The sequence below is a fragment of the Siccirubricoccus deserti genome (genome assembly GCF_014283215.1).
GTDB lineage: Bacteria > Pseudomonadota > Alphaproteobacteria > Acetobacterales > Acetobacteraceae > Siccirubricoccus > Siccirubricoccus deserti.
Genome location: NZ_JACOMF010000004.1, coordinates 130,006 through 153,603 on the forward strand (window position 1 = coordinate 130,006; position 23,598 = coordinate 153,603).

Below are 23,598 nucleotides of genomic sequence, written 5' to 3' on the forward strand. Positions count from 1 at the left end.
CCCTTCCCTCATTCCCGGTTCCGGGCAGGATAGGCGCCGAAGCGATCAGGGGGAACGAGATGAAACCATACACGGGGCTATTCGTGCTGGATGCCAGCCAGGGCATCGCCGGCCCCTATTGCGCCACCCTGCTCGCCGCCTGCGGCGCCGATGTGGTGAAGCTGGAGCCGCCGGCCGGCGACTGGTCGCGCGGCCTCTCGACCCGCGAGGGCAGCCAGAGCGTGATGCATGTCAGCTTCAACCGCGGCAAGCGCAGCGTCATGCTCGACCTGCAGACCGAGGCCGGGCGGGCGGCGATGCAGAAGCTGGCAGCGAAGGCGGATGTGATGCTGGAGGCCTTCCGCCCGGGCGTCGCGAAGCGCATCGGCCTGGTGCCGGAGGCGGGGAAGCGGGATGTGGTCTTCCTCTCCATCTCCGGCTTCGGCCAGCAGGGGCCGAATTCGGAGCGGCCCTGCACCGATGGCGTGGCCCAGGCCTATACCGGTCTCGTGTCGCTCAACATCGGCGCCGATGGCATCCCGCACCGCACCGGGCAGCTCATGGCGGTGGATATGACCACCGGCCTTTCCGCCTGCATCGCCGTGCAGGCGGCGCTGGCCGAGCAGGCGCGGGACCGCCATGCCGGGGCGCCGCCGCAGCGGCGGGTGCTGGATGTCTCGCTGATGCAATCGGCGGCGGCGCTGATGGGCTTCAATGTCGCCGAGGCCGGGCTGCTCGGCCGGGTGCCGCCGCTGTCCAACGTGCCGGCCGGCACCTACCAGGGCAGCGACGGCCGCTGGTTCATGGTCGCCTTCCTGCGCGAGCCGGAATGGGTGCTGTTCTGCCAGGTGATGGAGCGGCCGGAGATCGCCGAGGACCCGCGCTTCCAGGGTTTCCCGAGTCGCGCCGAGCACCGTGACATCCTGCTGCCCATGCTGCGGGAGATCTTCGCCCAATGTACCGCCGCCGAATGGTCGGAGCGGTTCAAGGCGGCGCGCATGCTCTGCGACCTGGTGAATTCGCCGCTCGACTGGCTGGCCGATCCGCATGTGCAGGCAGTGGGCGCGGCGGTGCCGCTGGCACAGCCGGGACTCGGCACCCTGCCCTTCCCGCAATTGCCCGGCCTCGGGCCCTGGAGCGTGCCGGCGCCGGCGCTCGGCGAGCATACCGAGGATGTGTTGCGGGAGATCGGGCTTTGAACATCGAGGCGGCGGTCGCCGCCCAGCAACCCCTGGTCCAGCGGCTGCTGGACGGTGTCGCCGAGATCGGCCGCGACCCGCCGGGCATCACCCGCGATGCCTATGGCCGCGGCGAGAACCAGGCGCAGGCGCTGATCGCCGGGGCCGGGCGGGCGCTGGGCCTGACCGCTTCGACCGATGCCGGGGCCAACCTCAGCCTGCGCTGGGAGGGCAGCGATCCGTCGGCGAAGCCCATCCTCATCGGCTCGCACCTCGACAGCGTGGTGCAGGGCGGCAATTTCGATGGCGCCGCCGGCGTCATCGCCGGCATCGGCGCGGTGGCGGCATTGCAGGCCGCCGGCCTCCGCCCGCGCGCCGCCATCGAAGTGCTGGCGCTGCGCTGCGAGGAGGCGGTGTGGTTCGGCCTCGGGCTGATCGGCAGCCGCTGCATGCTGGCACGGCTGCCGGAGGGCGCGCTCGACCTGCCGCATGCCCGCGGCGGCAAGACGCTGGCCGAGAGCATCGCCGCCTGCGGCGGCGACCCTGCGCCGCTGCGGGCCGGCACGCCGTTGCGCGACCCCGCGGCGATCGGCGCCTATCTGGAACTGCATATCGAGCAGGCGCCGCAGCTGGTGGAAGCGGGGGCGCCGGTGGCAGTCTGCCTCGCCAACCCCGGCAACCTCCGTCACCCCTTCATCCGCATCACCGGCGCGGACGCCCATACCGGCCTGCCGCACCGCTTCCGCCGCGACGCCGCCCTGGCCGGCGCCGATCTGGCGCTGGAGCTGGAACGGATGTGGCTGGAGGAGGAGGCCACCGGCCGCCCCATGGCGGTGACCATCGGCCGCTTCCACACGCCCGCCGGCCACCACAGCCTGACCATGGTCTCCGGCAGCTTCGAGCTGAGCCTCGACCTGCGGGCCTATGAGGCGGCGCATCTGGCGGCGCTGGAGGCGCGGCTGGCCGAGATCGTGGCGCGGGTTGCGGCGCGGCGCGGCGTGACCATCGAACTCGGCGCCCGCAGTGCCGCGGCGCCCGGGCCGATGGACCCGGCGATCACCGCGGGCCTGGCCGCCGCCGCCGTGCGCTGCGGCCTGGACGCGCCGCGGCTGAACAGCCCGGGCAGCCATGACGCGAATAATTTCGCCGCTTCCGGCGTGCCGACCGGCATGCTCCTCGTGAGGAACCACAACGGCAGCCACAACCCGGACGAAGCGATGGAGACCGCCGACCTCATGGCCGCCATCCGGGTGCTGGCGGAATGGATCGCGGCGGAGGGCTGACACAGCAGGAGCCTGGACATGCAGCAGGACATCAGGGGCCTCGCGCTTTCCACCGACAATCCGGAAGCGGCGCGGGCCTTCGACCATGCCACCGAGGGCTATCTGAAATACCGCTTCGACGCCTCGCTGCGGCTGAAGGCGGTGCTGCAGGCGGACCCGGAATTCGGCATGGGGCATGTGCTGAAGGGCGCCTTCATGCTGCTCGGCTACAAGCGGGACCTCCTGCCGCCGGCGCGCGAGGCGATCGCCGCCGCCGCGCGCTGCACCGCCCGGGCGACGCCGCGGGAGCAGGCGCATGTCGCCGCCCTCGGCCATTGGGCGGATGGCGAGATGGAGCGCGCGCTGGCGGGTTGGGACGCCATCTTCGCAGCGCATCCGCACGACCTCCTCGCCTTCCGCCTGCATCATTTCTGCGCCTTCTGGCTCGGCCGGGCGGATGCCATGCTGGAGGCGGTGGAGGCCGTCGCGCCACGCTGGGAGGTGGGGATGCCCGGCCTCGGCAGCGTGCTGGCCTGCCGCAGCTTCGCCAATGAGGAATGCGGTCGTTACACCGTGGCGGAAGCCGCCGGCCGCGCCGCCATCACCCTCGACCCCGGCGACCTCTGGGCGGCGCATGCGGTTGCCCATGTGCTGGAGATGCAGGGGCGGCGCGGCGAGGGCATCGCCTGGATCGCGGCGCTGGAGCCGCATTGGGCGGGCGGCAACAACCTGATGCACCACCTGTGGTGGCACCGCGCCATGTACCATCTGGAACGGCGGGAGCATGACCAGGTGCTGGCGCTGTACGACACCCGCTTCCGCGACCTCGGCAGCCCGGTGACCCAGGCGCAGCCGGACCTCTACATCGATGTGCAGAACGCCGCTTCCATGCTGTTCCGCCTGTCGCTGCATGGCATAGACGGCGGCGCCCGCTGGGTGGAGTTGGCCGACAAGGCGGAGGCGCGGATCGGCGATTGCCTCTCCGCCTTCACCCTGCCGCATTGGATGATGGCGCTGGCGGCGACCGGGCGCTGGGATGCGGCGAAGCGCATGCTGGCGGCGATGCGCGACTTCGCCGCCAGCAATGCCGGCACCACCGCGCCGCTGGTGCGCGACTACGCGCTGCCGGTCTGCAAGGCGGTGGCGAAGCACGCGCAGGGCGATTTCGCCGGTGCCGTCGCGGTCATGCGCCCGGCGCTGGGCGGGATGTACCGGCTCGGCGGCAGCCATGCGCAGCAGGATGTGCTGGAACAACTCTTCCTGCACAGCGCGATGAAGGCCGGGCTGCGGGAGGATGCGCGGATGCTGCTGGAACGCGTCGCCGGCCGCCATGCGGTGCCGCCGGAACGGCGTGTCGGCTATGCCGAGGCGGCGCGGGCCATTGCCCATTGAGCCTGCCGCCGGGGCGTGTTCCAGCGCACAGCCCTCCACGGCGCGACATTGCATCCTGCCCCATGGCGCAAGAACTGCGCCATGGGAGCCAGAAAATGAACCAGATTTTTTCAGCAGCAGCATTCTCCTCGGCTGCCGTGATTCCCGCGGCGGCGGTCGAAAGCCTGGCGAACGATCTGAAGCAATGGATGATCGGCGCCGCCGGCACCTTGCAGCCGAAGCGCAAATTCGACGGCAGGCCGGAGCGGAACTTCAACCTCCGGGGGCTGAAGCTCGACAGATACCTGCAGCATGAGAAGCAGCGCTTCGGCATCAATCTCGGCTGGACCGACGACGCATCCGCGAAGACCGCCGCCAAGGTCACGCGCTGGTTCTTCGCCCGCGAGAGCAGCGACGATGGCGCGCTGCGCTACGCCGAGACCATCGCGCTCGGCAATGGCGGCGACCCGTCCTTCGTGCGCCACGAGAACCGCACCGTCGGGGTGAACCTCGGCTGGTCGAAGACGCCGGTCTATGAGTGGAAGATTCTCGGCGGCACCGCCGGCACGCCGGTCCAGGCCGGGCAGAATGTGGCGCTGTTCAACGAGAAGGCCAATGAATGCCTGATCTACTTCGACCGCACCGCCGGCGGCGACATCGGCTGGCCGACCAGCCAGCGCTGGGAGGACCAGCTGAAGTCGCTGGCGGTGAAGACCGGCAAGGAAGCGGCGAAGAAGGCCGTGCTCGCCGCCCTCGGCCTCTGAACAGCCATCGGGCCCGGACGGGCGCACCGCCCGCCCGGGTTCAGGGCGCGTAGGGGTTGGCCAGGGTACCGATGCCGGCGATGGCGACCTCCACGTTCATCCCTGGCCGCATCGGCAGCGCACCGACCGAGGTGCCGCAGGCAATGACGTCGCCGGGATGGAGCGTCATCTCCCGCGAGATCAAGGAGACGATCCGCGCCGGCGGCAGGATCATGTCGGCCAGCGGGTAATCCTGCCGCACCCGCCCGTTCAGCGCGACGGTCACCCGCAGCGCCGACCAGTCGAGCCCGGTGGCGATCGCCGGGCCGATCGGCCCGAAGCTGTCGCAGCCCTTCGCCCGCGCCCATTGTGGGAAGGAAGCATCGGCGGTGAGCAGATCGAGCGCCGTCACGTCGTTCACGCAGGTCAGGCCGAAGATCGCCGCCGCGGCCTCCGCCTCATCGGCCTGGCAGACGCGGCGGCCGATGACGAGGCCGAGCTCGCCCTCGTACAGCACCTTGCCCGCATAGCCGGCAGGCGGGCGGATCGGCTCGCCCGAGCCGATGACGCAGCGCGGATTCTTCAGGAAGTACAGCGGGAATTCCGGGATGGCATTGCCCTGCTTCGCCGCCGCCGCGTGGAAATTGTTCCAGAGACCGATGAAGGCACCAGGCTGCACCGGCGCCAGCAGCCGCACCTCGCCCAGCGCCAGGCTCTCGCCGGTCGGCGTCGCGCCGCCAAGCATCTCCCCGGCATGGATGGCGATGCTCTCGCCATCCAAGGTGCCGAAGCCTTCCGCGCCATCCCGCGCGTATCGCACCCACAGCGTCATGCGTAGGGCAGCACCAGGCCGGGCTCGTCCCACTCCAGCGCCACCAGCTTGCCGGTGAGCGAGAGGGTGACGTAGGCGGTCCGCATATCCTTGCCTCCGAAGCAGATATTGGTCGGCATCCGCTCCGGCATCTTCACCACCCTGAGGATCTCGCCGGTAGGTGAGAGGGTGGTGATCTCGCCGGAGATCAGGGTGGCGACGCAGATGTTGCCGGCTGCCGTGGTGGCGATGCTGTCGAGCCGGCGGTAGCCGGGGAATTGGCAGAGCAGCCGGCCGCCGTTGGTGGAAGGCCAGGGGTCCTTCTTCAGCACGCCGGGCCCTTCGACATCCCAGGCCCAGAAGCGGCCGGTCTCGGTCTCCGCGGCATAGAGGGTGCGGCCGTCCGGCGACAGGGCGATGCCATTGGCGCCACCGAAGATCGGATACGCCGCCTCGACGATCTTCGACCCATCGCTGGCCGCCCAGTAGACCCCGCCATGGTCGCGGTCGCGGGCGCGGACCTTGCCGAGGTCGCTGAACCAGAAGCCGCCCTCCCCCGGGCTGCCGGCGGGGGCGAAGACGATGTCGTTCGGGCCCTTCAGCTTGTGCTCGCCACAGCGGTCGTAGAGGGTCTTCGCCTTGCCGCTGGCGGGGTCGATCACCTCGATCCGGCCGCCGGTGTAATCCGGCGCGACGCCGGCCGGGCGCAGGATGCCCGGCTCCTCATGCCAGACGAAGCCGCCATTGTTGCAGCAGAAGATCTGGCCGTCCGGCCCCATGGCAATGCCGTTCGGCCCGCCACCCGGCGTCGCCACCACCGTCTTCGCCCCATCGGGGGCGATGCGGGTCAGCCGCCCGGCGGCGATCTCCACCAGCACCACGCTGCCATCCGCCATGGCGATCGGGCCTTCGGGAAAGCGCAGGCCTTCCGCCAGGATGCGCATCTCGGGCGTGCTGCTCATGGGCTCCGTGTCCTCCGTTTGGTGTTGGCCGATGATGCGACAGCCTCAGCGCGGGCGCCAGATCTCCACCGGGCCGCGCTCCTCCGCCACCTCGGCCACCAGCTCGTAGTCGCGGCCCAGCACCTCGTTCAGCATCGCCGCCACCGTCTCCCGCAGCCGCGGCCACCAGCCGCGGTCGATGACGATGACGCGCGGCCAGGTTTCCAGGATGCGGGCGACCTCGGCGTCGCTGTCCATGCCGGCAACGTTGACGAACTCCTTGCCGGTGAGGTGGGCCGGGAAGACGAAGCGCGTCGGCAGCCCGGCCTCGGCCAGGAAATACACCGCCGGATGGTAGTTCACGACGAAGATCGTCTCGCCCGGCTCGATCCGTGCCCGCACTTCGGCCGCCACCTGGCGCACCGGATCGGGCGCGAACAGGCCGATGCCGCGGTCGACACGGAAGGTGGCGTCGGCGCGCCAGGACCCCACCACCACCACCGCCACCAGCGCGGCGAAGCCACGGCGGCGCCAGGGCTGCGGCAGCATCCCCGCCAGGCGCCAGGCGCCGAGCGCCGCCAGGATGGAGAGCGGCGGCAGCCAGATCAGGAAGTAGTGCGGGTAGAAGAAGCCCGGCCCGGCCACAGCGATGCTGCCGATGGCGAACCACAGCAGCGCGATGCGGGCCAGCAGCCCGCCAGTTCCCCCGCGCGCGCCCCAGCGCCCCAGCGCCAGCCCGGCCAGCAACAGCGGCCAGAGCAGGGTCAGCGCGGTGACCAGGATGCGGTGGAATGAATCCAGCGGCCCGAGCCGGCCGAGGCTGTAGCGGAAGGGCGCCAGGAAGCTGCCGTCGAGAAAGGCGTCCAACGCGCCATGCAGCCAATAGGCGACCGCCAGCACCAGGGACGGCACCAGGCACAGCAGCGCATAGGCGCCGGCCATGGCGAGGGCGCGGCGCCAGGGTAGCACCCGCCGCCACAGCGCCGGGAAGACCAGCAGGGCGAAGGCCAGGCACCCCTCCGGCGCCACCACCGGCTTGATCGCCATGGCGCAGCCGATCAGCAGCCCCATCGCCGCCAGCGCCCACCACTCCGGCGGCTTGTCGCGGCGCAGCGCCCGGGCGGCGCCGTGCAGGCCGAGGGCCATCGCCGCCGTCACCATCGGCGCAAAGAGGATCTCGGTATTGGAGGCAAGGCCGCCGAGCCGCACCGAATGCGCCGCATAGACCAGCCCGGCGCCGAGGCCGAGCAGCCTTGGCCCGCCCGCCGCCCGCACCGCGCCGAACAGCGCCCAGGAGGTCAGGGTGACGCAGATCACGGCGAGGATGCGGATCGATTCGAAGCGCTCGCCGAACACGGCCAGCGCCGCGGCGAACATCGCCGGCGCGCCGACCGGGTGCATGTCCCAGACCGCGACCAGCGGCCAGCCGCCGCGCAGCCATTCGCGGGCCTGGACGAGGTACAGCCCCTCATCCGTGTCGATCACCGCATTGACGAAGCCCAGCGCCCGCAGCACCAGCGTGGCCAGCAGCAGCCCGAGCGGCACGCCGAGCGCCCAGGCCAGCCGCCTTGCCTCGGGCGCCGCGCGCCTGGTGGTGATCATGCCCCGGTGCTGGTCATGCGATATGCGTGATGCCCCCTGCCCGCCCCCTTATCATGCGGCGCCGACAGGTAAACCCCGCGCTTCAGCCCGGCGCGGCTTGACGGCGGCGCCCAACCCGGCCGACCGTCACCCCATGGACCCTGTGACCCTTGCCGTGCTGGACAACCGGCTGCGCGCCATCGTCGAGGAAATGGGGGAGGCGATGCTGCGCACCTCCTATTCCCAAATCCTCAACTCCTCCCGCGACTTCTCCATCGCGCTGTGCGACGCGCAATGCCGGCTGGTGGCGCAGGCCGACCATATCCCGGTGCATGTCGGCGCCATGCCCTGGGCCGCCAGGGCCATCGCCGAAGCCTTCCCGGCGCCGCGGGAGGGCGACACCTTCCTGCTCAACGACCCCTATTTCGGCGGCAGCCACCTTCCCGACCTCACCATCGTCCTTCCCGTTTTCGCGGAAGGAGCGCTCCGCTTCTGGTCCGTGGTGCGCGCCCATCACAGCGACATCGGTGGCGCCACCCACGGAGGCTACAACCCGGGTGCGACGGAGATCTGGCAGGAAGGGCTACGCGTCCCGCCGATCCGCCTCGGCGAGGGTGGAGAGCTGCGGCAGGACCTTATCCGCATGCTGGCGACCAACACCCGCATCCCGCGCGACTTCACCGGCGACCTGATGGCGATGATCGGCTCGGCCCGGCTCGGCGAGCAGCGCCTCAAGCCGCTCCTGGCGAAGTACGGCGCGGACGGGCTGGATACGGCGGTTTCCGCCATCCTCGACCTGTCCGAGGCGCATGCGCGGCGCATCCTGCGCGAGTGGCCGGACGGAAGCTGGGTCGGCGAGGCCGTCCTCGACGACGACGGCTTCGACCGCATCGACATCGCCATTCGCGCCCGCGTTACCAAGCGCGGCGACAGCCTGACGGTGGACCTTTCGGAGAGCGACCCGCAGACCACCGGCTTCGTCAATTCCAGCTACCCCAACATGCGCAGCGCCGTGGCGATGGCCTTCGCCTTCCTGCTGGACCCCGACGTCGCCAAGAATGACGGCGCCTTCCGCCCGGTGGAGGTGATCGCCCGGGAGGGCACCGTGGTCTGGGCGAAGCCCGGCGCGCCGGTGACCATGTGCACCTCCCATTGCTCGAACGAGATCGTCGAGGCGATCATCCGCGCCCTGCAGCATTGCTGTCCCGAACGCGCCATGGGCGGCTGGAGCCGGCGCTTCCGCGTCGCGCTGACCGGCCAGGACGCCCGCCGCCCCGGCCGGCGCTTCGTCTGGCACCTGTTCCAGGCGCGGCCGGGCGGCGGTGGCAGCTCGGGCGGCGATGGCTGGTCCACCAGCGGCGAGTGGCACAGTGCCGGAGGGCTGAAATTCGGCAGCATCGAAATGGCCGAGGCGCGTTTCCCCCTGCTGTTCGAGACGCATGAATACCGCCCCGGCTCGGCCGGCGACGGGCAGTACCGCGGCGGGCTCGGCGGCCAATTGTCAATGCTGATCGAGAGCGACGGCCCCTGCCAGGCCAACACCGCCGGCGATGGCGTGCGGCACGGGGCTGCCGGCATGTGTGGCGGCGAGGACGGCAAGCCGCACCACTACGTGCTGCGCCACGCCGATGGCTCGGAGCGCGTGCTGCGTACCAAGGAGGTCGGCATCCAGGTGAACCCCGGCGACCGGCTGCTGGTGGAAGCCGGCGGCGGCGGCGGCTGGGGCCCGCCGGAGAAGCGTGACCCCGCGGCGCGGGCGCGCGATGCGGTGGAGGGGCTGCTGTGATGACCGGCTACCGGATCGGCATCGACGTCGGCGGCACCTTCACCGATGTGGTCGGCATCGCCGCCGATGGCACCCAGACCCTGGCCAAGGCGGCAAGCACCCCGCATGACCAGTCGGAAGGCGTCATCGCCGGCCTCGCCAACCTGGCCGCGGCGCTGGGCCTGCCGCTGGCCACCCTGCTGGCGCAGGCGGAACGCATCGTCCATGGCACCACCGTCGCCACCAACGCCCTGCTGGAACGCAAGGGCGCGACCCTGGCGCTGCTGACCACCGAGGGCCACCGCGACGTCATTGAGATGCGCGAGGGCCTCAAGCCGGAACGCTACGACCTGCGCATGCCGGCGCCAGCGCCCTTGGTGCCGCGCCGGCTGCGGCTGCCGGTGCGGGAGCGGCTGCGGGCCGATGGCAGCACCGCCATTCCGCTCGACGCCGACTCGCTTGCGGCGGCGATCGCCACGGCCAAGGCCGCCGGGGTGGATGCGGTGGCCATCGCCTTCCTGCATGCCTGGGCCACGCCGGCGCACGAGCACGCCGCGGCCGAAGCGGTGCGCGCCGCCATGCCCGGCGCCTTCGTCACCTGCTCGGCCGATGTGCTGCCGCAGATCAAGGAGTTCGAGCGCTTCTCCACCACCGCGGTGAACGCCTATGTCGGCCCGGTGGTCTCGCGCTACCTGGCGCGGCTGGCCGGACGGCTGGCGGAGGCGGGGTATGGCGGCCCGCTCTTCGTCATCCTCTCGCATGGCGGCGTCGCGCCGGTGGAGGAAGCCGCGCGACTCGCGGTCGGCACCGCGCTGTCCGGCCCGGCGGGCGGCGTCGCCGCGGCGGTGGCGCTGGCGGCGGACGGACTTGGCCAGGATCTCGTCACCTTCGACATGGGCGGCACCTCCACCGACATCGCCCTGGTGGTCGGCGGCGAGGCGGCACTCGGCCGCGGCCGGACCGTCGGCGGCGAGCGGATCGCGCTGGAGAGCCTCGATATCGTCACCCTGGGTGCCGGCGGCGGCTCCATCGCCCACCTCGGCCCGGGCGGGACGTTGCAGGTCGGGCCGCGCTCGGCCGGGGCGGTGCCGGGGCCAGCCTGCTACGGCCAGGGTGGCACCGAGCCGACCGTTACCGACGCCAACCTGGTGCTCGGCTACCTCGATGCAGGGAATTTCCTCGGCGGCGCCAAGCGGCTCGATGTGCAGGCGGCCGAGGCGGCGGTGGCGGCGCTGGCGGCCACCCTCGGCATCACCCCCGCGGCCTGCGCCGGCGGCATCCATGCGCTGGTCAATGCGCGGATGGCGGATGGGGTGCGGGTCGCCACGGTGCGGCGCGGCGTCGATCCGCGCGACAGCGCGCTGCTTGCCTTCGGCGGCGCCGCCGGGCTGCATGCCACGGCCGTGGCGCGCGAGCTCGGCCTGAAGCGCGCCGCGGTGCCGCTGTTCGCCGCCGGGCTGTCGGCCTGGGGCATGCTGCACACCGATTTGCGCTACGAACTGGCGCAGAGTGCCATCAGCACCACTGGCCTGCCGGAGGACGCCACCTTGCGCCGGCTGTTCGACGGGCTGGAGGCGGATGGCCGCGCCCGCATGGCCGGCTGGTACAAGGGCGAGATCGCTGCCCGGCGCAGCGCCGACATGCGCTATGGCGAGCAGGTGTTCGAGATCGCCGTACCGCTCGACGGCATCGCCTGGGGCGGGCCGGACCTCGCCGGCCAGCTCCGCGCCGCCTTCCACGCCCGCCACCGCGCGCTCTTTACCTATGACCTGCCGGAGGAGGAGGTGGTGCTGGTCAATGCCCGCGTCGCCGTGGTCGGGCGGTTGCCGAGCGCCGCCGCCGCCCGGCACGGCACCGGCGGCAGCCCGGCGATGCCGTCGGCGGAGCGGCGGATCATGATCGAGGGCGCGTCCGTCGCTGCGCCGGTCTACCGCTTCGAATCCCTGGCGGCGGATCAGCTGCTGGCCGGTCCGGCCCTGGTCGAGAGCGCAACCACCACCGTGCTGCTGCGCCCGGGCGACGCAGCGCGGATGGATGCGCGGGGCTGGCTGGATATTGCGGTCGGGTAGGCCGGCCGCGGCCCGGCGCTGGGGGCTGATTGCTTCAGCCTGAAGCCATCAACCTCCGGCGTTATTGGTTGGTCGCGCGACCCGCGCCCTACATACCCATCCGCAGCGAGCAGCCGAGCACCGGCGCGCCCCTCGGCGGTGAAGGACCTCCGGCGAAGCCGCTGGCCACCAGCCGCTGCGCCAACGCCGGATTGTCGAGCACCGAATGGTTGCAGCCGCGCCGCGCCAGGGATTCGGAGGCGGAGCGGCGCATGCTCCACCCTTCGCCGCCGGTGTTCTGGTCCGGTGCCCCGGCGCAGCCGGACAGCCCGAACAGGGCGGTGAGCACGACGACCGGACGGCACGGCATGGCAGGCTCCTGCAACGATCCGGCCGACGATCGGGACCAAAGATGACTGGTTTCCTGCCGGCCCAGGGGCTTGCCATTCGGCGCCGGCCGGGCTTGCCTCTGCCCGCAGAACATCTCCCGGGGGGAGCCGCCATGACCAAGCTCGTTACCTTCACCGATGCCAAGGGCCCGCGCGTCGGCGCCGTGCTGGAGGACGGGCGCGTGCTCGACCTCGCCGCGACCGGCTCCGGTGCCCTGGCTGGCCGCGCCACCGACATGCTGGCGCTGATCGAGGGTGGGCCCGCGGTGCTGGCCGCGGTGAAGGCGCTGGCCGCCAACCCGCCGGCCGCCGCGCTGCTGCCCGCCGGCAGCGTCACCCTCATGGCGCCGATCCCCCGGCCGCGCCGCAACGTCTTCTGCGTCGGCCGCAACTACATGGACCATGTGGCGGAAGGCGACCGCACCCGCGGCATCACCAATTCGGAGCTGCCGAAGTACCCGCAGTTCTTCACCAAGGCGCCCGACACCGTCATCGCCCCGGAGGATTGGGTGCCGGCGCATATCGGCGTGACCGAATGGCTGGACTATGAAGTCGAGCTGGTGGCGATCATCGGCACCGAGGGCACCAACATCCCGCGGGACCAGGCGCTGCGCCATGTCTTCGGCTGGACCATCGGCAACGACATTACCGGCCGCGAGCTGCAGCGGCGCTACGGCCAGTGGTTCAAGGGCAAGTCGCTGGACCGCTCCTGCCCGCTCGGCCCCTGGATCATCCCGGCGGATGAGCTGGATGCGCTGAACACCGGCATCCGCTGCTTCGTCAACGGCGAGAAGCGGCAGGACAGCAACACCGCGAAGATGATCTTCGACGTGAAGGAGATCATCCACCAGCTCTCGCTCGGCTTCACCCTGAAGCCGGGCGATGTGATCCTGACCGGCACGCCGGAAGGCGTCGGCTACGCCATGCAGCCGCCGAAGACCTTGAAGCCGGGCGATGTGATCGAGTGCGAGGTCGATGGCATCGGTCGGCTGAAGAATACGGTGAAGGCGCAGTAGGCGCGGCCTCGCGCACCCCGCCCTCCGCGTCTGGCGCGGGGGGCGGCGCCACGATGTACTCTTTCCTGATCGGCCCGCGGAGTGGCACCATTCTCCTGGGATGCGAAGGGGAAGAGAGCCATGCGTCGACGCTCGCTGCTTCAGGCCGCCGCGACCCTGCCAGCCGCTGGCCTTGCCGGCCCGGCCATCGGCCAGACCATGCGGGAGCGCACCCTGCGCTTCGTCCCGCAGGCGAACCTCACTTCGCTCGATCCCATCTGGACGACGGCGGCGGTCACCGAGAACCATGGCTGGGCGGTGTTCGACACGCTGTTCGGCCTGACCGACGACCTCAAGACCCAGCCGCAGATGGCCGAGGGCTACAGCGTCTCCGACGACCGCCGGAGCTGGCTGATCCGGCTGCGGCCCGGGCTGCGTTTCCACGACGGCGAGCCGGTGCGGGCCCAGGACTGCGCCGCCAGCCTGGCGCGCTGGAGCCGGCGGGACACCTTCGGCCAGTCGCTTGGCGCCCTGGTGGAGGCCTGGGAGGCGGCGGACGACCGCACCCTGCGGATCCGGCTCAAATCTCCCTTCCCGATGCTGATCGACGCGCTGGCCAAGCCGGCCGCGGTGGTGCCCTTCATCATGCCGGAGCGGATCGCCCGGACCGACCCGTTCCAGCAGGTGACCGAGATCATCGGCTCCGGCCCCTACCGCTTCGTCGCCGGCGAGTACGTCTCCGGCAGCCGCGCGGTCTATACGAAGTTCGAGGGCTACCAGCCCCGCCAGGAAGCCCCCTCCCGCACCGCCGGCGGCAAGCTCGCGCATGTCGAGCGGGTGGAGTGGACCATCATCCCCGACAGCGCCACCGTCGCAGCGGCGCTGCAAGCCGGCGAGATCGACTGGTGGGAGCAGATCAACGCCGATCTGACGCCGCTGTTGCGCCGCGCTCGCGGGGTGAAGGTCGAGATCACCAATACCCTTGGCTACATCGGCGTCGCGCGGTTCAACCACCTGCACCCGCCCTTCGACAATCCGGCGATCCGCCGCGCCCTGCTGCTGGCGGTGAACCAGGACGACTACCTGCGCGCGGTGACGGGCAACGACACGGACGCTTTCAAGCTCTGCCCCTCCATGTGGCCATGCGGCACGCCCTATGAGAGCCGCACCGGGGCGGCGCCGCTCGAAGGCCGGCGCGATCTCGACCGCGCCCGGACGGCGCTGCGGGAGGCCGGCTACAAGGGCGAGAAGGTGGTCATCATCAACCCTTCCGACTTCCCCACCATCGGGCCGATGGGCCAGGTGACGGCCGACCTGCTGAAACGGCTCGGCATGAATGTCGAGCTGGTGGAGACCGACTGGGGTTCCGTCGTGCAGCGCCGCGCCAGCAAGGAACCGCCGGAGCGCGGCGGCTGGAACATCTTCCACACCTGGTGGCCCAGCATCTCCATCATCAACCCGGCGGTGAACGCCACGCTGCGCGGCCAGGGCGACCGCGGCTGGTTCGGCTGGTACCGCAACGACCGGGTGGAGGCACTGGCCGCCGAATGGCTGCAGGCCGCCACCGAGGCGGAGCAGAAGCGGCTGGCCGACGCGATCCAGCAGGAGAGCTTCGCGCAGGTGCCGGTGCTGCCGCTCGGCCAGTTCTTCATTCGCACGGCCTACCGCGACAGCCTGAGCGGCGTGCTGAAGGGAAATTCGCCCTATTTCTGGAACGTCAGGCGGGGGTGAGGCGGGCCGCGCCAGCCGTCATGGCCTGGTCAGGCCATGGCGCAGCGCGACCTCCGCCAGCTTCGCCGGATCGGTCTGCGCGAGTTCACGCGCGGCATCGATGTCGGTGAACATCTTCGAAGCCGCCAGACGGTCGGTCATCGAGATCATCTGCCCGGCCTCGCGGAAGCGGAACCAATGGGTGGTGCCGGCGGGCAGGTGCACCAGCGTGCCAGGGCCGGCGATGAAGGCTTCGTCGCCGATGCCGAAATCCAGCGTGCCGCTGACGACGTAGAAGGACTCGTCCCAAGGGTGCGCATGCGGCGGCGGGCCGCTGCCCTCTGGCCCTTGCTGGACGAAGATCTCGTAGCTGCCGGTCGCCTCGCCAGAGGCGAGCACGGTGATCTCCTCGCCGCGGACGCTGAGCGGCTTCGGGTAGTTCTTCGGCGTGACGACGAAAGGCTGCGGCTTCATGCAATTTCTCCTTGCCCGCGGTTCGCCCCGCGGGGCACCGCAGGCAGGGAGCGTGGCCAAAGCCGAACGACGATGCAAAGGCGAAATGCGGCGCGATCCGGGTGCGGCCGGGGCCCACCGCGACGGCGCCGGACGTTCCTCCGCCCCCGTCCAGGGTAGCGGCGGAATGCTCAGCCGAGCGGCCGCGCCGGCACCCCTGCCACCACCGCCCCTGCCGGCACATCGGCGATGACCGCGGCGCCGACCCCGATGCTGGCCCCGGCGCCGATCGCCACCTGCGGCCGGCAGGCGGCGCCGGCACCGATCAAGGCACCCTCCCCCACCCGTACCCCGCCGGGCAGCACCGCGCCGGGCCCGACATGGGCCAGCGCACCGATCTCCGTGTCGTGTTCCAGGATGGCGCCGGTGTTGACGATGGCCAGCCGGCCGACCCGCACCGCGGCGCCCAGCACCACCCGCGGCAGCACCACCGCTCCGGCCGCCACCTTGGCGCTGCCGGCACGGATGACCGAGGGATGCAGCAGTGGCGGCAGGGTGAAGCCCAGCGCCCCCAGCCGCGCGGCGATGGCGGCGCGGACCGGGGCGGCGCCGATCGCCACGCAGGCCAGGCTGATGCCGGCGGCGCGCAGCCCGGGCAGCACCGCCTCATCGCCCAGGACCGGCAGGCCGAGCACCTCCGGCAACCGCGGCAGGCTGTCGACGAAGCCCACCGGCTCCGGCCCGCCGCCCTGCCCGGCCAGGTCCCGTAGCAACTCCAGCAGCGCCCTGCCGTGCCCGCCGGCGCCGATAATGATCAGTTTCTCCGCCATATCTCCGCCCTACCCCCATCTCGCGCGTTGGCGAAGCCGTGGAACGGGCCGATATAATGCGCCGAACCTCGATACGCGCCCCAATGCGCGCCGGAGCGGACACCAAGGCATGGCAAGCAGCGAATGGGAAATCCCGTCTGACCTACAGCCGGACCCATCCGAGCACGATTTCGACCTGGATGCGGTTCTGCGTTCGGTGGTGGGCGTCAAGGCGATGGTCCCGCCGGATGCCTTCACCGCCCAGAGCCTCGGCACGGAACGGACCGGCAGCGGCGTGGTGATTCGGCCGGATGGGCTGATCGCCACCATCGGCTATCTGGTCACCGAGGCCGAGACCATCTGGCTGACCACGCATGACGGAAGGGCCATTCCCGGCCATGCGCTGGCGCATGATTTCGAAACCGGCTTCGGGCTGATCCAGGCGCTCGGCCGGTTGGATCTGCCGGCGCTGCCGATTGACGGCGGCGAGGCGCCGGAGCCCGGCGATGTCTGCGTCCTGGCCAGCGCCGGCGGGCGGAAGCACGCGCTGCGCTGCACCATCGCGGCGCGGCAGGAGTTCGCCGGCTACTGGGAGTACATGCTGGAGGAGGCGCTGTTCACCGCGCCGGCGCATCCCTCCTGGGGCGGGGCGGGGCTGATCGGCGGTGATGGCAAGCTGCTCGGTATCGGCTCGCTGGTCATGCAGCAGCAGGATGGCAAGGGGCGGCGGGTCGACCTCAACATGGTGGTGCCGGCCAACCTGCTGCCGCCGGTGCTGGACGATCTGCTGGCCTTCGGCCGGCCGAACAAGCCGGCGCGGCCCTGGCTCGGCCTCTACGCGGCGGAGGATGAGGAAGGCGTCGTGGTCAGCTCCATGGCCCGCGGCGGGCCGGCTCAGAAGGCCGGGCTGCATGAGGGCGACCGGGTGCTGGCAGTGGGGGGGACGCGGGTGGCGGACCTCACCGGCCTGTGGCGGGCGGTCTGGGCGAGCGGCCATGCGGGATCGAAGGTGCGGCTGACCATCGGCCGCCAGGCGGCGCCGCGGGAGCTGGTGCTGGCCTCGATCGACCGGCGATCCTTCCTGAAGGCGCCCCGGCTGCATTGAGGCCGGGCGCTGGCCTGATCCAGGCCGGCGCGGCTGTCGGGTGACATGGCCCCAGTTTAGCGCCCCCTTGACCTTCCCCCCTGGCCACCCGCCGCGCCCCCGCGCACACTCGGGCCGCCCAGGCAACACACGGGGGGAACGGCGCATGGCCGAAAGCACCTACAACGTCGGCGACCTTGTCGCCGAATTCCTCGCCCGCATCGGCGTCACCACCTGCTTCGGCATCGTCTCGGTGCACAACATCCCGATGCTGGACGGCATCGGCCGCCGCAATGCCATTCGCTACGTCATGGCCCGGAACGAGATGGGCGGCGCGCATATGGCGGATGCCTATGCCAGGGTCTCCGGCCATCTCGGGGTGATGTTCTCCTCCACCGGCCCCGGCGCAGCCAATGCCGTCGCCGGGCTGGTGGAGGCGCAATTCGCCGGCTCGCCGGTGCTGCACCTCACCGGCCAGACGCCGACCAAGTTCATCGACCGCGACATGGGCACGGTGCATGACGTGCCGGGCCAGACCGCGATGCTGGCCGCGGTCTCCAAGCAGGCCTTCCGGGTGCGCTCGGCGCATGAGGCGCTCGGCGTGCTGACCCGCGCCGCGGCGTTGGCCCTGACCCCGCCGATGGGGCCGGTCAGCGTCGAGATCCCGATCGACATCCAGCGCACCGCCATCCCCCGTCCGGCCGAACTCGACAGCCTCACCCTGCCGGTGCCTCCGCCGCTGCCACCCAGCGAGGCAGCGCTGGACGAGGCGGCCGAGATCCTGGCGCGGGCGAAGCGGCCGATGCTCTGGCTCGGCAATGGCGCGAAATCCGCCGGGGCGGAGGCAATGGCGCTGCTCGGCCTCGGCTTCGGTGCGGTGTCGTCCTGGAATGGCCGAGGGATCGTCCCGGAGGACCACCCGATGACCCTCGGCGGGCTGCAGGGCAATGGCAGCCCACGGGTGCAGGAATTCTACCGCTCCTGCGACGCCATGCTGGTGGTCGGCAGCCGGCTGCGTGGACATGAGACTCAGGATTTCTCCCTGCCCCTGCCGCAGCCGCTGATCCACGCCGATATCGACCCGCGCGCCAATGGCCGCACCTACCCAAGCACAGCCTTCATCTGCGGCGATGCGGCGCTGGTGATGGCCGGGCTAGCGCGGCGACTACAAGGGCGCATGGCGGTGGAGCCGGGCTTCGCCGCCGAATTCGCCGCCATGAAGCGGGAAGCGGTGGCGGCTTATTGCGACACCCTCGGCCCCTATGCGGAGTTCCCGGCGCTGCTGCGCGGGGCGCTGCCACGCGACGCGCTCTGGGTGCGAGACATCACCATCAGCAATTCCTCCTGGGGCAACCGCATCTTCCCGGTCTACGGCCCGCGCGACGCGGTGCACCCGGTCAGCGCCGCCATCGGCCCCGGCCTGCCGCTCGGCATCGGCGCGGCCATGGCGGCGGCCCAGGCGGGGGGCGGGCGGAAGACCATCGCCATGGTCGGCGACGGCGGCTTCGCGCTGAACCAGACCGAGCTGTGGACCGCGGTGCAGGAACGTGCCGAGCTGGTGGTGCTGGTGATGAACGACCGCGGCTACGGCGTCATCAAGCATATCCAGGGCGCGCTGCAGGATGGCCGGATGTACTACGGCGACCTGCAGGGTCCGGATCTGCAGAAGTTGGCCGCGGTCGCCGGGATGCCGGGCTTCAAGGTCAGCCGGACCGAGGACCTTGCCGCCACCGTGGCCAAGGCGGTGGCGACGCCGGGCCCCTCGCTGGTGGAGGTGGACATGACCGCCATCGGCGCCTTCCCGCCCTATGCGCCCTATAACACCATGGGCATCTATGCGCGGAAGGCGGCGGAGTAGGTGAGGGGCCGGGGCCGGCCCCTCACCGGATGGCAATCGGGTTGATGATCGCCTGCACCGCACCTTTCAGCAGGGGCTGGCCGAGCACGAAGAGGAATTCCGTCGCCCGGTCGCGCGCCAGGGCGCGGGTGTCCATCACCTCCAGGATATGGATGCCGTTCTTCGCCAGCAGCGTCTGGTGGCCTTCCCAGACGCGGTTGGGATTGCGGAAGGGCACCGCCTCGACGCCCCAGGTGTCGGCGCCGACCGCGACGACGTTGAGGCTGGCGAGGAACTCCGCGGCGCCATTGTCGATGCCCGGCTCGCCCTTGCCGAAGCGGGCGGGATCACGCTCAAGCAGCTCGACCCAGCCGGTGTGGATCAGCACCACGTCGCCCTGCCGCACGGTCACGCCCTGCTCACGCATGGCATTGCGCAGATCGTCGGCGGTGATGACCTCGCCCTCGTCGAGCATCGGCTTGTTGCGGGCGCGCGCCATGTCCACCAGCACACCGCGGGTGACCATCGGCGGGATGCCCTCGACGCCGAGCTTCGTCACCCCGGTGGTACGGATGAAGTCGCGGGCGTGGTTGCCGTTGTAGAAGACATTGTCGATGCCGAGATGGGCGAAGCTGTCGATCTGGCTGCCGACGCCGAGCCAGCCGGTGAACATGTCATCGGCATAGGACATGCGGTTCTCGGAGGGGCCATTCGCGCCTGGCACCACGGCGCCCTCGAACTGGTCCGGCATCATCACCGTGACCGCGGCGTTGCGCGGCGGAAAGGCCGGGGTGTCGCGCCCCACCGGCACGCCGAGCCGGTAGACCTGGCCGCGGGTGACGAGCCGCGCCGCCTCCAGCACCTTCTCCGGCGTAAGCAGGTTCATGGCACCGATCTGGTCGTCGGCGCCATAGCGCGAAGGGAACCAGTTGCCCGGCGCGGCCGGTTGCGGCTGCGCCAGCGTGCTGGCCGGCGCCAGCGCCAGGGCGGCCAAGGTGGCCGCGGTCATGATTCGCATCTTGCCTTCCTCCCGATCGGCGTGTGCACGCCGCGGGAAGGCTGCCGCATTCCGTCAGGCCCCCGGAACGCACGGGCGCGTGATCGCCGCGCGCTGCTCCGGGCCAGCCTCAGCGTTACGGTACGGCAGTGGCGGCCTGTATGCCTTCGATCGCGGCATTGCCGGTCAGGACCTCGGGCGGGCCGGGCAGCAGGTCGAGCCGGTTCGTCTGCACCCAACCGCCCACCTGGGCGTTCGCCGCCTTAGCCGAGGCGGCATCGCGGAACATGCTGACCGAAATGACGCCGCCCCGGCTGCTGGCGAAAGCGCCATAGCCCTGGAAGCACGGCTGCCGCCGAGATACCGGCAGCAGCGGCTCGGTAACCTTCCTGGTCACCTGCGGCATGACCCCAGCGCAACCGGCGAACAAAGGCGGTGCCGCTTCCCTAGTGGGCAAGACTGGCGGCGGATGCAGGCTGCTGCCGGCAATGCGCACTGCCACTCGGTTACTCCGCCGCGAGCGGGGGCTCCGCCTGCACCTCTGCCCAGACATCGTCCAGCGCGCGGCGGAAGCGCAACAGCATCTCCTGTACCTCCGCCGCGGTGATGATCAGCGGCGGAGTGAAGGCCATGCGGTCACCGATGGCGCGGATGATGAGGCCGGCGGCGATGCAGGCATCCTGCACCCGCTGCCCAACCTTGGCCGAGACCGGGAAGGGCGTGCGGGCAGCCTTGTCCGCCATCAGCTCCACCCCGGCGATGAGGCCGACGCCACGGACATCGCCGACCAGCGGATGCTCGCGCAGCGCCTCCAGCCCTTCGAGGAACACCGGCGAGACGGCCCGCACATGGCCGAGGATGTCGCGCTCCTCGTAGATCGCCAGCGTCTCCAGCGCGACGGCGCAGGCGACAGGGTGGCCGCCGTAGGTGAAGCCGTGGCCGAAGCGGCCGTTCTTCCTGCTGCCCTCGATCAGCGCCGCATGGATGCGGTCCGAGATCAGCAGCGCGGACAGCGGCTGGTAGCTGGCGGTGAGCTGCTTGGCGCAGGACAGCATGTCCGGCTGGATGCCATAGGTTTCGCTGCCCCAGCGGTTGCCGGTACGGCCGAAGCCGCAGATCACCTCATCGGCGACGAAGAGGATGTCATGCTTCTTCAGTACCGCCTGGATCGCCTGGAAATAGCCGCGCGGCGGGGTCAGCGCGCCGCCGCCGCCTTGCACCGGCTCGGCGAAGAAGGCGGCGATGGTCTCCGGCCCCTCGCGCTCGATCAGCTGTTCCAGCTCGGCAGCCATGCGGGCGCTGAAGGCGTCCTCGGTCTCGCCCGGGGTGTGCTCGCGGTAGTAGTTCGGGTTGGAGATGTGCAGGAAGCGGTCGGACAGCGGCAGGTCGAAATCAAGGTGCATCAGCGGCTGGCCGGAAAGCGATGCTGCCGCCACCGTGTTGCCGTGGTAGCCGCGCAGCCGGCCGATCAGCTTCTTCTTGTGTGGCCGCCCGATCAGGTTGTTGAAGTACCAGATGATCTTGATGGCGGCATCGTTCGATTCCGAGCCGCTGCTTTGGAACAGCACGTGATTGAGGCCAGGCGGGGCGATCTCCGCCAGCTTCTCGGCGAGCCGGACGGAGGGCGCGTGCCCCATGCCGGAGAAGGTGTGGTAGTAGGGCAGTTCCAGCATCTGCCTGTAGGCCGCATCCGCCAGCCGCTTCTCCGAGAAGCCGAGGCTGGCGCACCACAGCGCCGCCATGCCCTCGATGTAGTCCTTGCCCTCGGTGTCGTAGACCCGGCAGCCCTCGCCCCGGGTGATCAGGATGGCGCCGTCGCGGCCATGGGCGTCGAGGTCGGTCTGCTGGTGGACCATATGGGCGATATCGGCGGCGTGCAGGCTGTTGGGGCGCATTGCAGGCTCTCCGGAGGGGAAGCCGCATGGTGACGACAAGCCGGCCCCGGCTGCAAGCGCCAGCGTTTCAGGCGCAGGAGTCTTCCATCCGCACGGGTCTGCCCCCCGATCCAGGGGGTTTTCCCCGGCCCCTGATCCGGCCCAACATGGCGGAGACGCCTGGCTGCTCCAGATCGGCCAGGCAAGGGGAACGCTAGCCATGGCCCAACAGGGCAACGCCGCCTGGACAGCGGGGGAGGTGCGCACGCTCGTGCTCGTCTCCGCCGCGCATCTGGTCAGCCATGTGCACCATCTGGTGCTGCCGCCACTGTTTCCGCTGCTGCGCGACCAGCTGGGGGTCAGCTTCATCGAGCTTGGCCTGGCACTGACGCTCTACAACATCGTCTCCGGCGTGACCCAGGCGCCGATGGGCTTCGCGGTGGACCGCTACGGGTCGCGTCCGGTGCTGGTGGCGGGGCTTGGGCTGGCGGCGGTGGCGCTGACCCTGCTGGCGCTGCTGCCGAGCTACCCGATGCTGCTGGCAGCCTCGGCGCTGCTGGGCCTCGCCAATGCGGTCTACCACCCGGCGGATTACGAGATGCTGTCGCGCGGCATCGCCGAGGCTCGCATCGGCCGTGCCTTCTCCATCCACACCTTCGCCGGCTACCTTGGCGGAGCGCTGGCGCCGGCGCTGATGCTGGGGCTGGCGAGCCTTGGCGGGCTGACGGCGGCGCTGCTGGCGGCCGGCGCGCTGGCCCTGGCGGCGGCGCTGCCGCTGGCCCTCGCCACCATGCCGGCACGGCCGGTGGTCCGGGTGGTCGAGGCGGCGCCGGCCGGCATGGCCTCGGTGGTGACGCCGGCGGTGATCCTGCTGACCCTGTTCTTCGCCCTGCTGAACCTCTCGACGGGAGGGATCCAGAATTTCTCAGTGGTGGCGCTGGTGGAAGGGCATGGCATCGATTTCGCCGTCGCCACCATGGCGCTCTCGGCCTTCCTGCTGCTGAGCGCCTTTGGCGTGCTGGCCGGGGGCAGCATTGCCGACCGCACCCGGCGGCATGGCGAGGTGGCGGCGCTGGGCTTCGGACTGACCGGGGCGCTGATCGCCGCGGTCGGGCTGGTGCCGATGGGGCCGGTGGCCCTGGTCAGTGCGCTGGGGCTCGCCGGCTTCCTCTCGGGCATGATCATGCCCTCACGCGACATGCTGGTGCGCGCCGCGGCGCCGCCCGGCGCGGTCGGGCGGGTGTTCGGTATCGTCACCACCGGCTTCAACATTGGCGGCGCGGTGGGGCCGATGATCTACGGGCTGCTGATGGACCGCGGCCAGCCGCTGTTGGTCTTCGCCGCCTCTGTGTTCTTCATCGTGGCGACCATGGCGATGGCGCTGGTCGGCCAGCGCCGTACCAGGCGGGTGGTGGTGGCGGAATAGACGGTTGTCGTAGAATGGATTCACGCTCCGGCGGCTTCGCGCCGGGGGGATCGCGGGCCAAGCGGTGCCGCCGAAAAGGCTGTTCCCGCACGAGAAGGGACGCGCCTTCGTCAGCTGCGATGCCGGTCATAGAGGTAGCCGGGTGTCAGTTGCCGGCCGCCGAAATTTTCATTCGTGAAGGCGCCAAGGGGCTGGGCCGCGCGGCAGCGGGCAGGGATAGGCCTGCGCCGCGAAGCGCATCAGGCCGTCGACCGGCCCCTCCTGCGCGGGCTCCGGATGGGCAGCGCCCGGGAAACAAAGGCGACGACAGCCTCGCCGAGCTTTGGCGGATTGGAAACACGCCGT

General features: G+C 71.0%; 20 protein-coding genes. 11 read left to right on the top strand and 9 right to left on the bottom strand.

The window, feature by feature from the left end:
- The first annotated feature begins 59 nt into the window (after positions 1–59).
- The 4 genes from H7965_RS05300 to H7965_RS05315 all read left to right on the top strand — a co-directional run bounded on the left by H7965_RS05300 (position 60) and on the right by H7965_RS05315 (position 4,554).
- The gene (locus tag H7965_RS05300; RefSeq protein ID WP_186769504.1) at positions 60–1,178 is read left to right on the top strand and encodes a CaiB/BaiF CoA transferase family protein; all 1,119 of its coding nucleotides are present in this window, start codon (positions 60–62) and stop codon (positions 1,176–1,178) included.
- Positions 1,175–2,440 (top strand): hydantoinase/carbamoylase family amidase, encoded by a 1,266-nt coding sequence (locus H7965_RS05305; RefSeq protein ID WP_186769505.1) that lies wholly within the window; start codon positions 1,175–1,177, stop codon positions 2,438–2,440. The genes H7965_RS05300 and H7965_RS05305 overlap by 4 nt, the downstream gene beginning before the upstream one ends.
- A gap of 18 nt (positions 2,441–2,458) precedes the next feature.
- On the top strand, positions 2,459–3,811 hold the full coding sequence (locus H7965_RS05310) for a tetratricopeptide repeat protein (RefSeq protein WP_186769506.1): 1,353 nt from the start codon (positions 2,459–2,461) through the stop codon (positions 3,809–3,811).
- A 95-nt stretch (positions 3,812–3,906) separates the two neighbouring features.
- On the top strand, positions 3,907–4,554 hold the full coding sequence (locus H7965_RS05315) for a hypothetical protein (RefSeq protein ID WP_186769507.1): 648 nt from the start codon (positions 3,907–3,909) through the stop codon (positions 4,552–4,554).
- A gap of 40 nt (positions 4,555–4,594) precedes the next feature.
- On the opposite strand, the gene H7965_RS05320 is transcribed toward H7965_RS05315, so the two are convergent.
- From H7965_RS05320 to H7965_RS05330, 3 genes are read right to left on the bottom strand one after another with little or no spacing between them, the layout of a single operon-like run.
- Positions 4,595–5,365, bottom strand: coding sequence for a fumarylacetoacetate hydrolase family protein (locus H7965_RS05320; protein WP_186769508.1), 771 nt, complete (start codon positions 5,363–5,365; stop codon positions 4,595–4,597).
- Positions 5,362–6,306 carry an SMP-30/gluconolactonase/LRE family protein gene (locus H7965_RS05325; RefSeq protein ID WP_222440475.1) on the bottom strand — a complete coding sequence of 315 codons (945 nt, stop codon included), beginning with the start codon at positions 6,304–6,306 and terminating at the stop codon, positions 5,362–5,364. The genes H7965_RS05320 and H7965_RS05325 overlap by 4 nt, the downstream gene beginning before the upstream one ends.
- Positions 6,307–6,351: 45 nt before the next feature.
- Positions 6,352–7,887 (bottom strand): glycosyltransferase family 39 protein, encoded by a 1,536-nt coding sequence (locus tag H7965_RS05330; protein WP_186769509.1) that lies wholly within the window; start codon positions 7,885–7,887, stop codon positions 6,352–6,354.
- A gap of 133 nt (positions 7,888–8,020) precedes the next feature.
- Here H7965_RS05330 and H7965_RS05335 point away from each other — a divergent pair, with 133 nt between their 5' ends.
- Positions 8,021–9,652: a hydantoinase B/oxoprolinase family protein gene (locus tag H7965_RS05335; protein WP_186769510.1), complete on the top strand. Its 1,632-nt coding sequence runs from the start codon at positions 8,021–8,023 to the stop codon at positions 9,650–9,652.
- The gene (locus H7965_RS05340) at positions 9,652–11,700 is read left to right on the top strand and encodes a hydantoinase/oxoprolinase family protein (RefSeq protein WP_186769511.1); all 2,049 of its coding nucleotides are present in this window, start codon (positions 9,652–9,654) and stop codon (positions 11,698–11,700) included. Before H7965_RS05335 ends, H7965_RS05340 begins: the two co-directional genes overlap by 1 nt.
- An 88-nt stretch (positions 11,701–11,788) precedes the next feature.
- Here the strand turns inward: H7965_RS05340 and H7965_RS05345 are convergent, their stop codons facing one another.
- A complete protein-coding gene (locus H7965_RS05345) occupies positions 11,789–12,049 on the bottom strand; it encodes a hypothetical protein (RefSeq protein WP_186769512.1) in 261 nt (86 codons plus the stop codon).
- Positions 12,050–12,181: 132 nt separating this feature from the next.
- On the opposite strand from H7965_RS05345, the gene H7965_RS05350 reads away from it, so the two are divergent.
- Both H7965_RS05350 and H7965_RS05355 read left to right on the top strand, forming a co-directional pair.
- The gene (locus tag H7965_RS05350; protein ID WP_186769513.1) at positions 12,182–13,084 is read left to right on the top strand and encodes a fumarylacetoacetate hydrolase family protein; all 903 of its coding nucleotides are present in this window, start codon (positions 12,182–12,184) and stop codon (positions 13,082–13,084) included.
- A gap of 120 nt (positions 13,085–13,204) precedes the next feature.
- Positions 13,205–14,794: an ABC transporter substrate-binding protein gene (locus H7965_RS05355; RefSeq protein WP_186769514.1), complete on the top strand. Its 1,590-nt coding sequence runs from the start codon at positions 13,205–13,207 to the stop codon at positions 14,792–14,794.
- Positions 14,795–14,812: 18 nt separating this feature from the next.
- Here the strand turns inward: H7965_RS05355 and H7965_RS05360 are convergent, their stop codons facing one another.
- Both H7965_RS05360 and H7965_RS05365 read right to left on the bottom strand, forming a co-directional pair.
- Entirely contained in the window at positions 14,813–15,247 is a 435-nt protein-coding gene (locus H7965_RS05360) for a cupin domain-containing protein (RefSeq protein WP_186769515.1), read from the bottom strand.
- 170 nt (positions 15,248–15,417) lie between these two features.
- Complete coding sequence (locus H7965_RS05365; protein WP_186769516.1) at positions 15,418–16,056, bottom strand: NeuD/PglB/VioB family sugar acetyltransferase; 639 nt, start codon at positions 16,054–16,056, stop codon at positions 15,418–15,420.
- 109 nt (positions 16,057–16,165) lie between these two features.
- Between H7965_RS05365 and H7965_RS05370 the strand changes: the two genes are divergently transcribed.
- Both H7965_RS05370 and H7965_RS05375 read left to right on the top strand, forming a co-directional pair.
- Positions 16,166–17,140 carry a S1C family serine protease gene (locus H7965_RS05370; RefSeq protein ID WP_186769517.1) on the top strand — a complete coding sequence of 325 codons (975 nt, stop codon included), beginning with the start codon at positions 16,166–16,168 and terminating at the stop codon, positions 17,138–17,140.
- A gap of 145 nt (positions 17,141–17,285) precedes the next feature.
- Positions 17,286–18,977 carry a thiamine pyrophosphate-binding protein gene (locus H7965_RS05375; protein ID WP_186769518.1) on the top strand — a complete coding sequence of 564 codons (1,692 nt, stop codon included), beginning with the start codon at positions 17,286–17,288 and terminating at the stop codon, positions 18,975–18,977.
- 22 nt (positions 18,978–18,999) lie between these two features.
- Here the strand turns inward: H7965_RS05375 and H7965_RS05380 are convergent, their stop codons facing one another.
- From H7965_RS05380 to H7965_RS05390, 3 genes are all read right to left on the bottom strand, one after another.
- On the bottom strand, positions 19,000–19,974 hold the full coding sequence (locus H7965_RS05380) for a cyclase family protein (RefSeq protein WP_229682474.1): 975 nt from the start codon (positions 19,972–19,974) through the stop codon (positions 19,000–19,002).
- A 115-nt stretch (positions 19,975–20,089) separates the two neighbouring features.
- Complete coding sequence (locus H7965_RS05385; RefSeq protein WP_186769519.1) at positions 20,090–20,359, bottom strand: hypothetical protein; 270 nt, start codon at positions 20,357–20,359, stop codon at positions 20,090–20,092.
- 100 nt (positions 20,360–20,459) lie between these two features.
- Complete coding sequence (locus H7965_RS05390; protein WP_186769520.1) at positions 20,460–21,848, bottom strand: aminotransferase; 1,389 nt, start codon at positions 21,846–21,848, stop codon at positions 20,460–20,462.
- A gap of 199 nt (positions 21,849–22,047) precedes the next feature.
- On the opposite strand from H7965_RS05390, the gene H7965_RS05395 reads away from it, so the two are divergent.
- Positions 22,048–23,253: an MFS transporter gene (locus tag H7965_RS05395; RefSeq protein WP_186769521.1), complete on the top strand. Its 1,206-nt coding sequence runs from the start codon at positions 22,048–22,050 to the stop codon at positions 23,251–23,253.
- Positions 23,254–23,598: the final 345 nt, after the last annotated feature.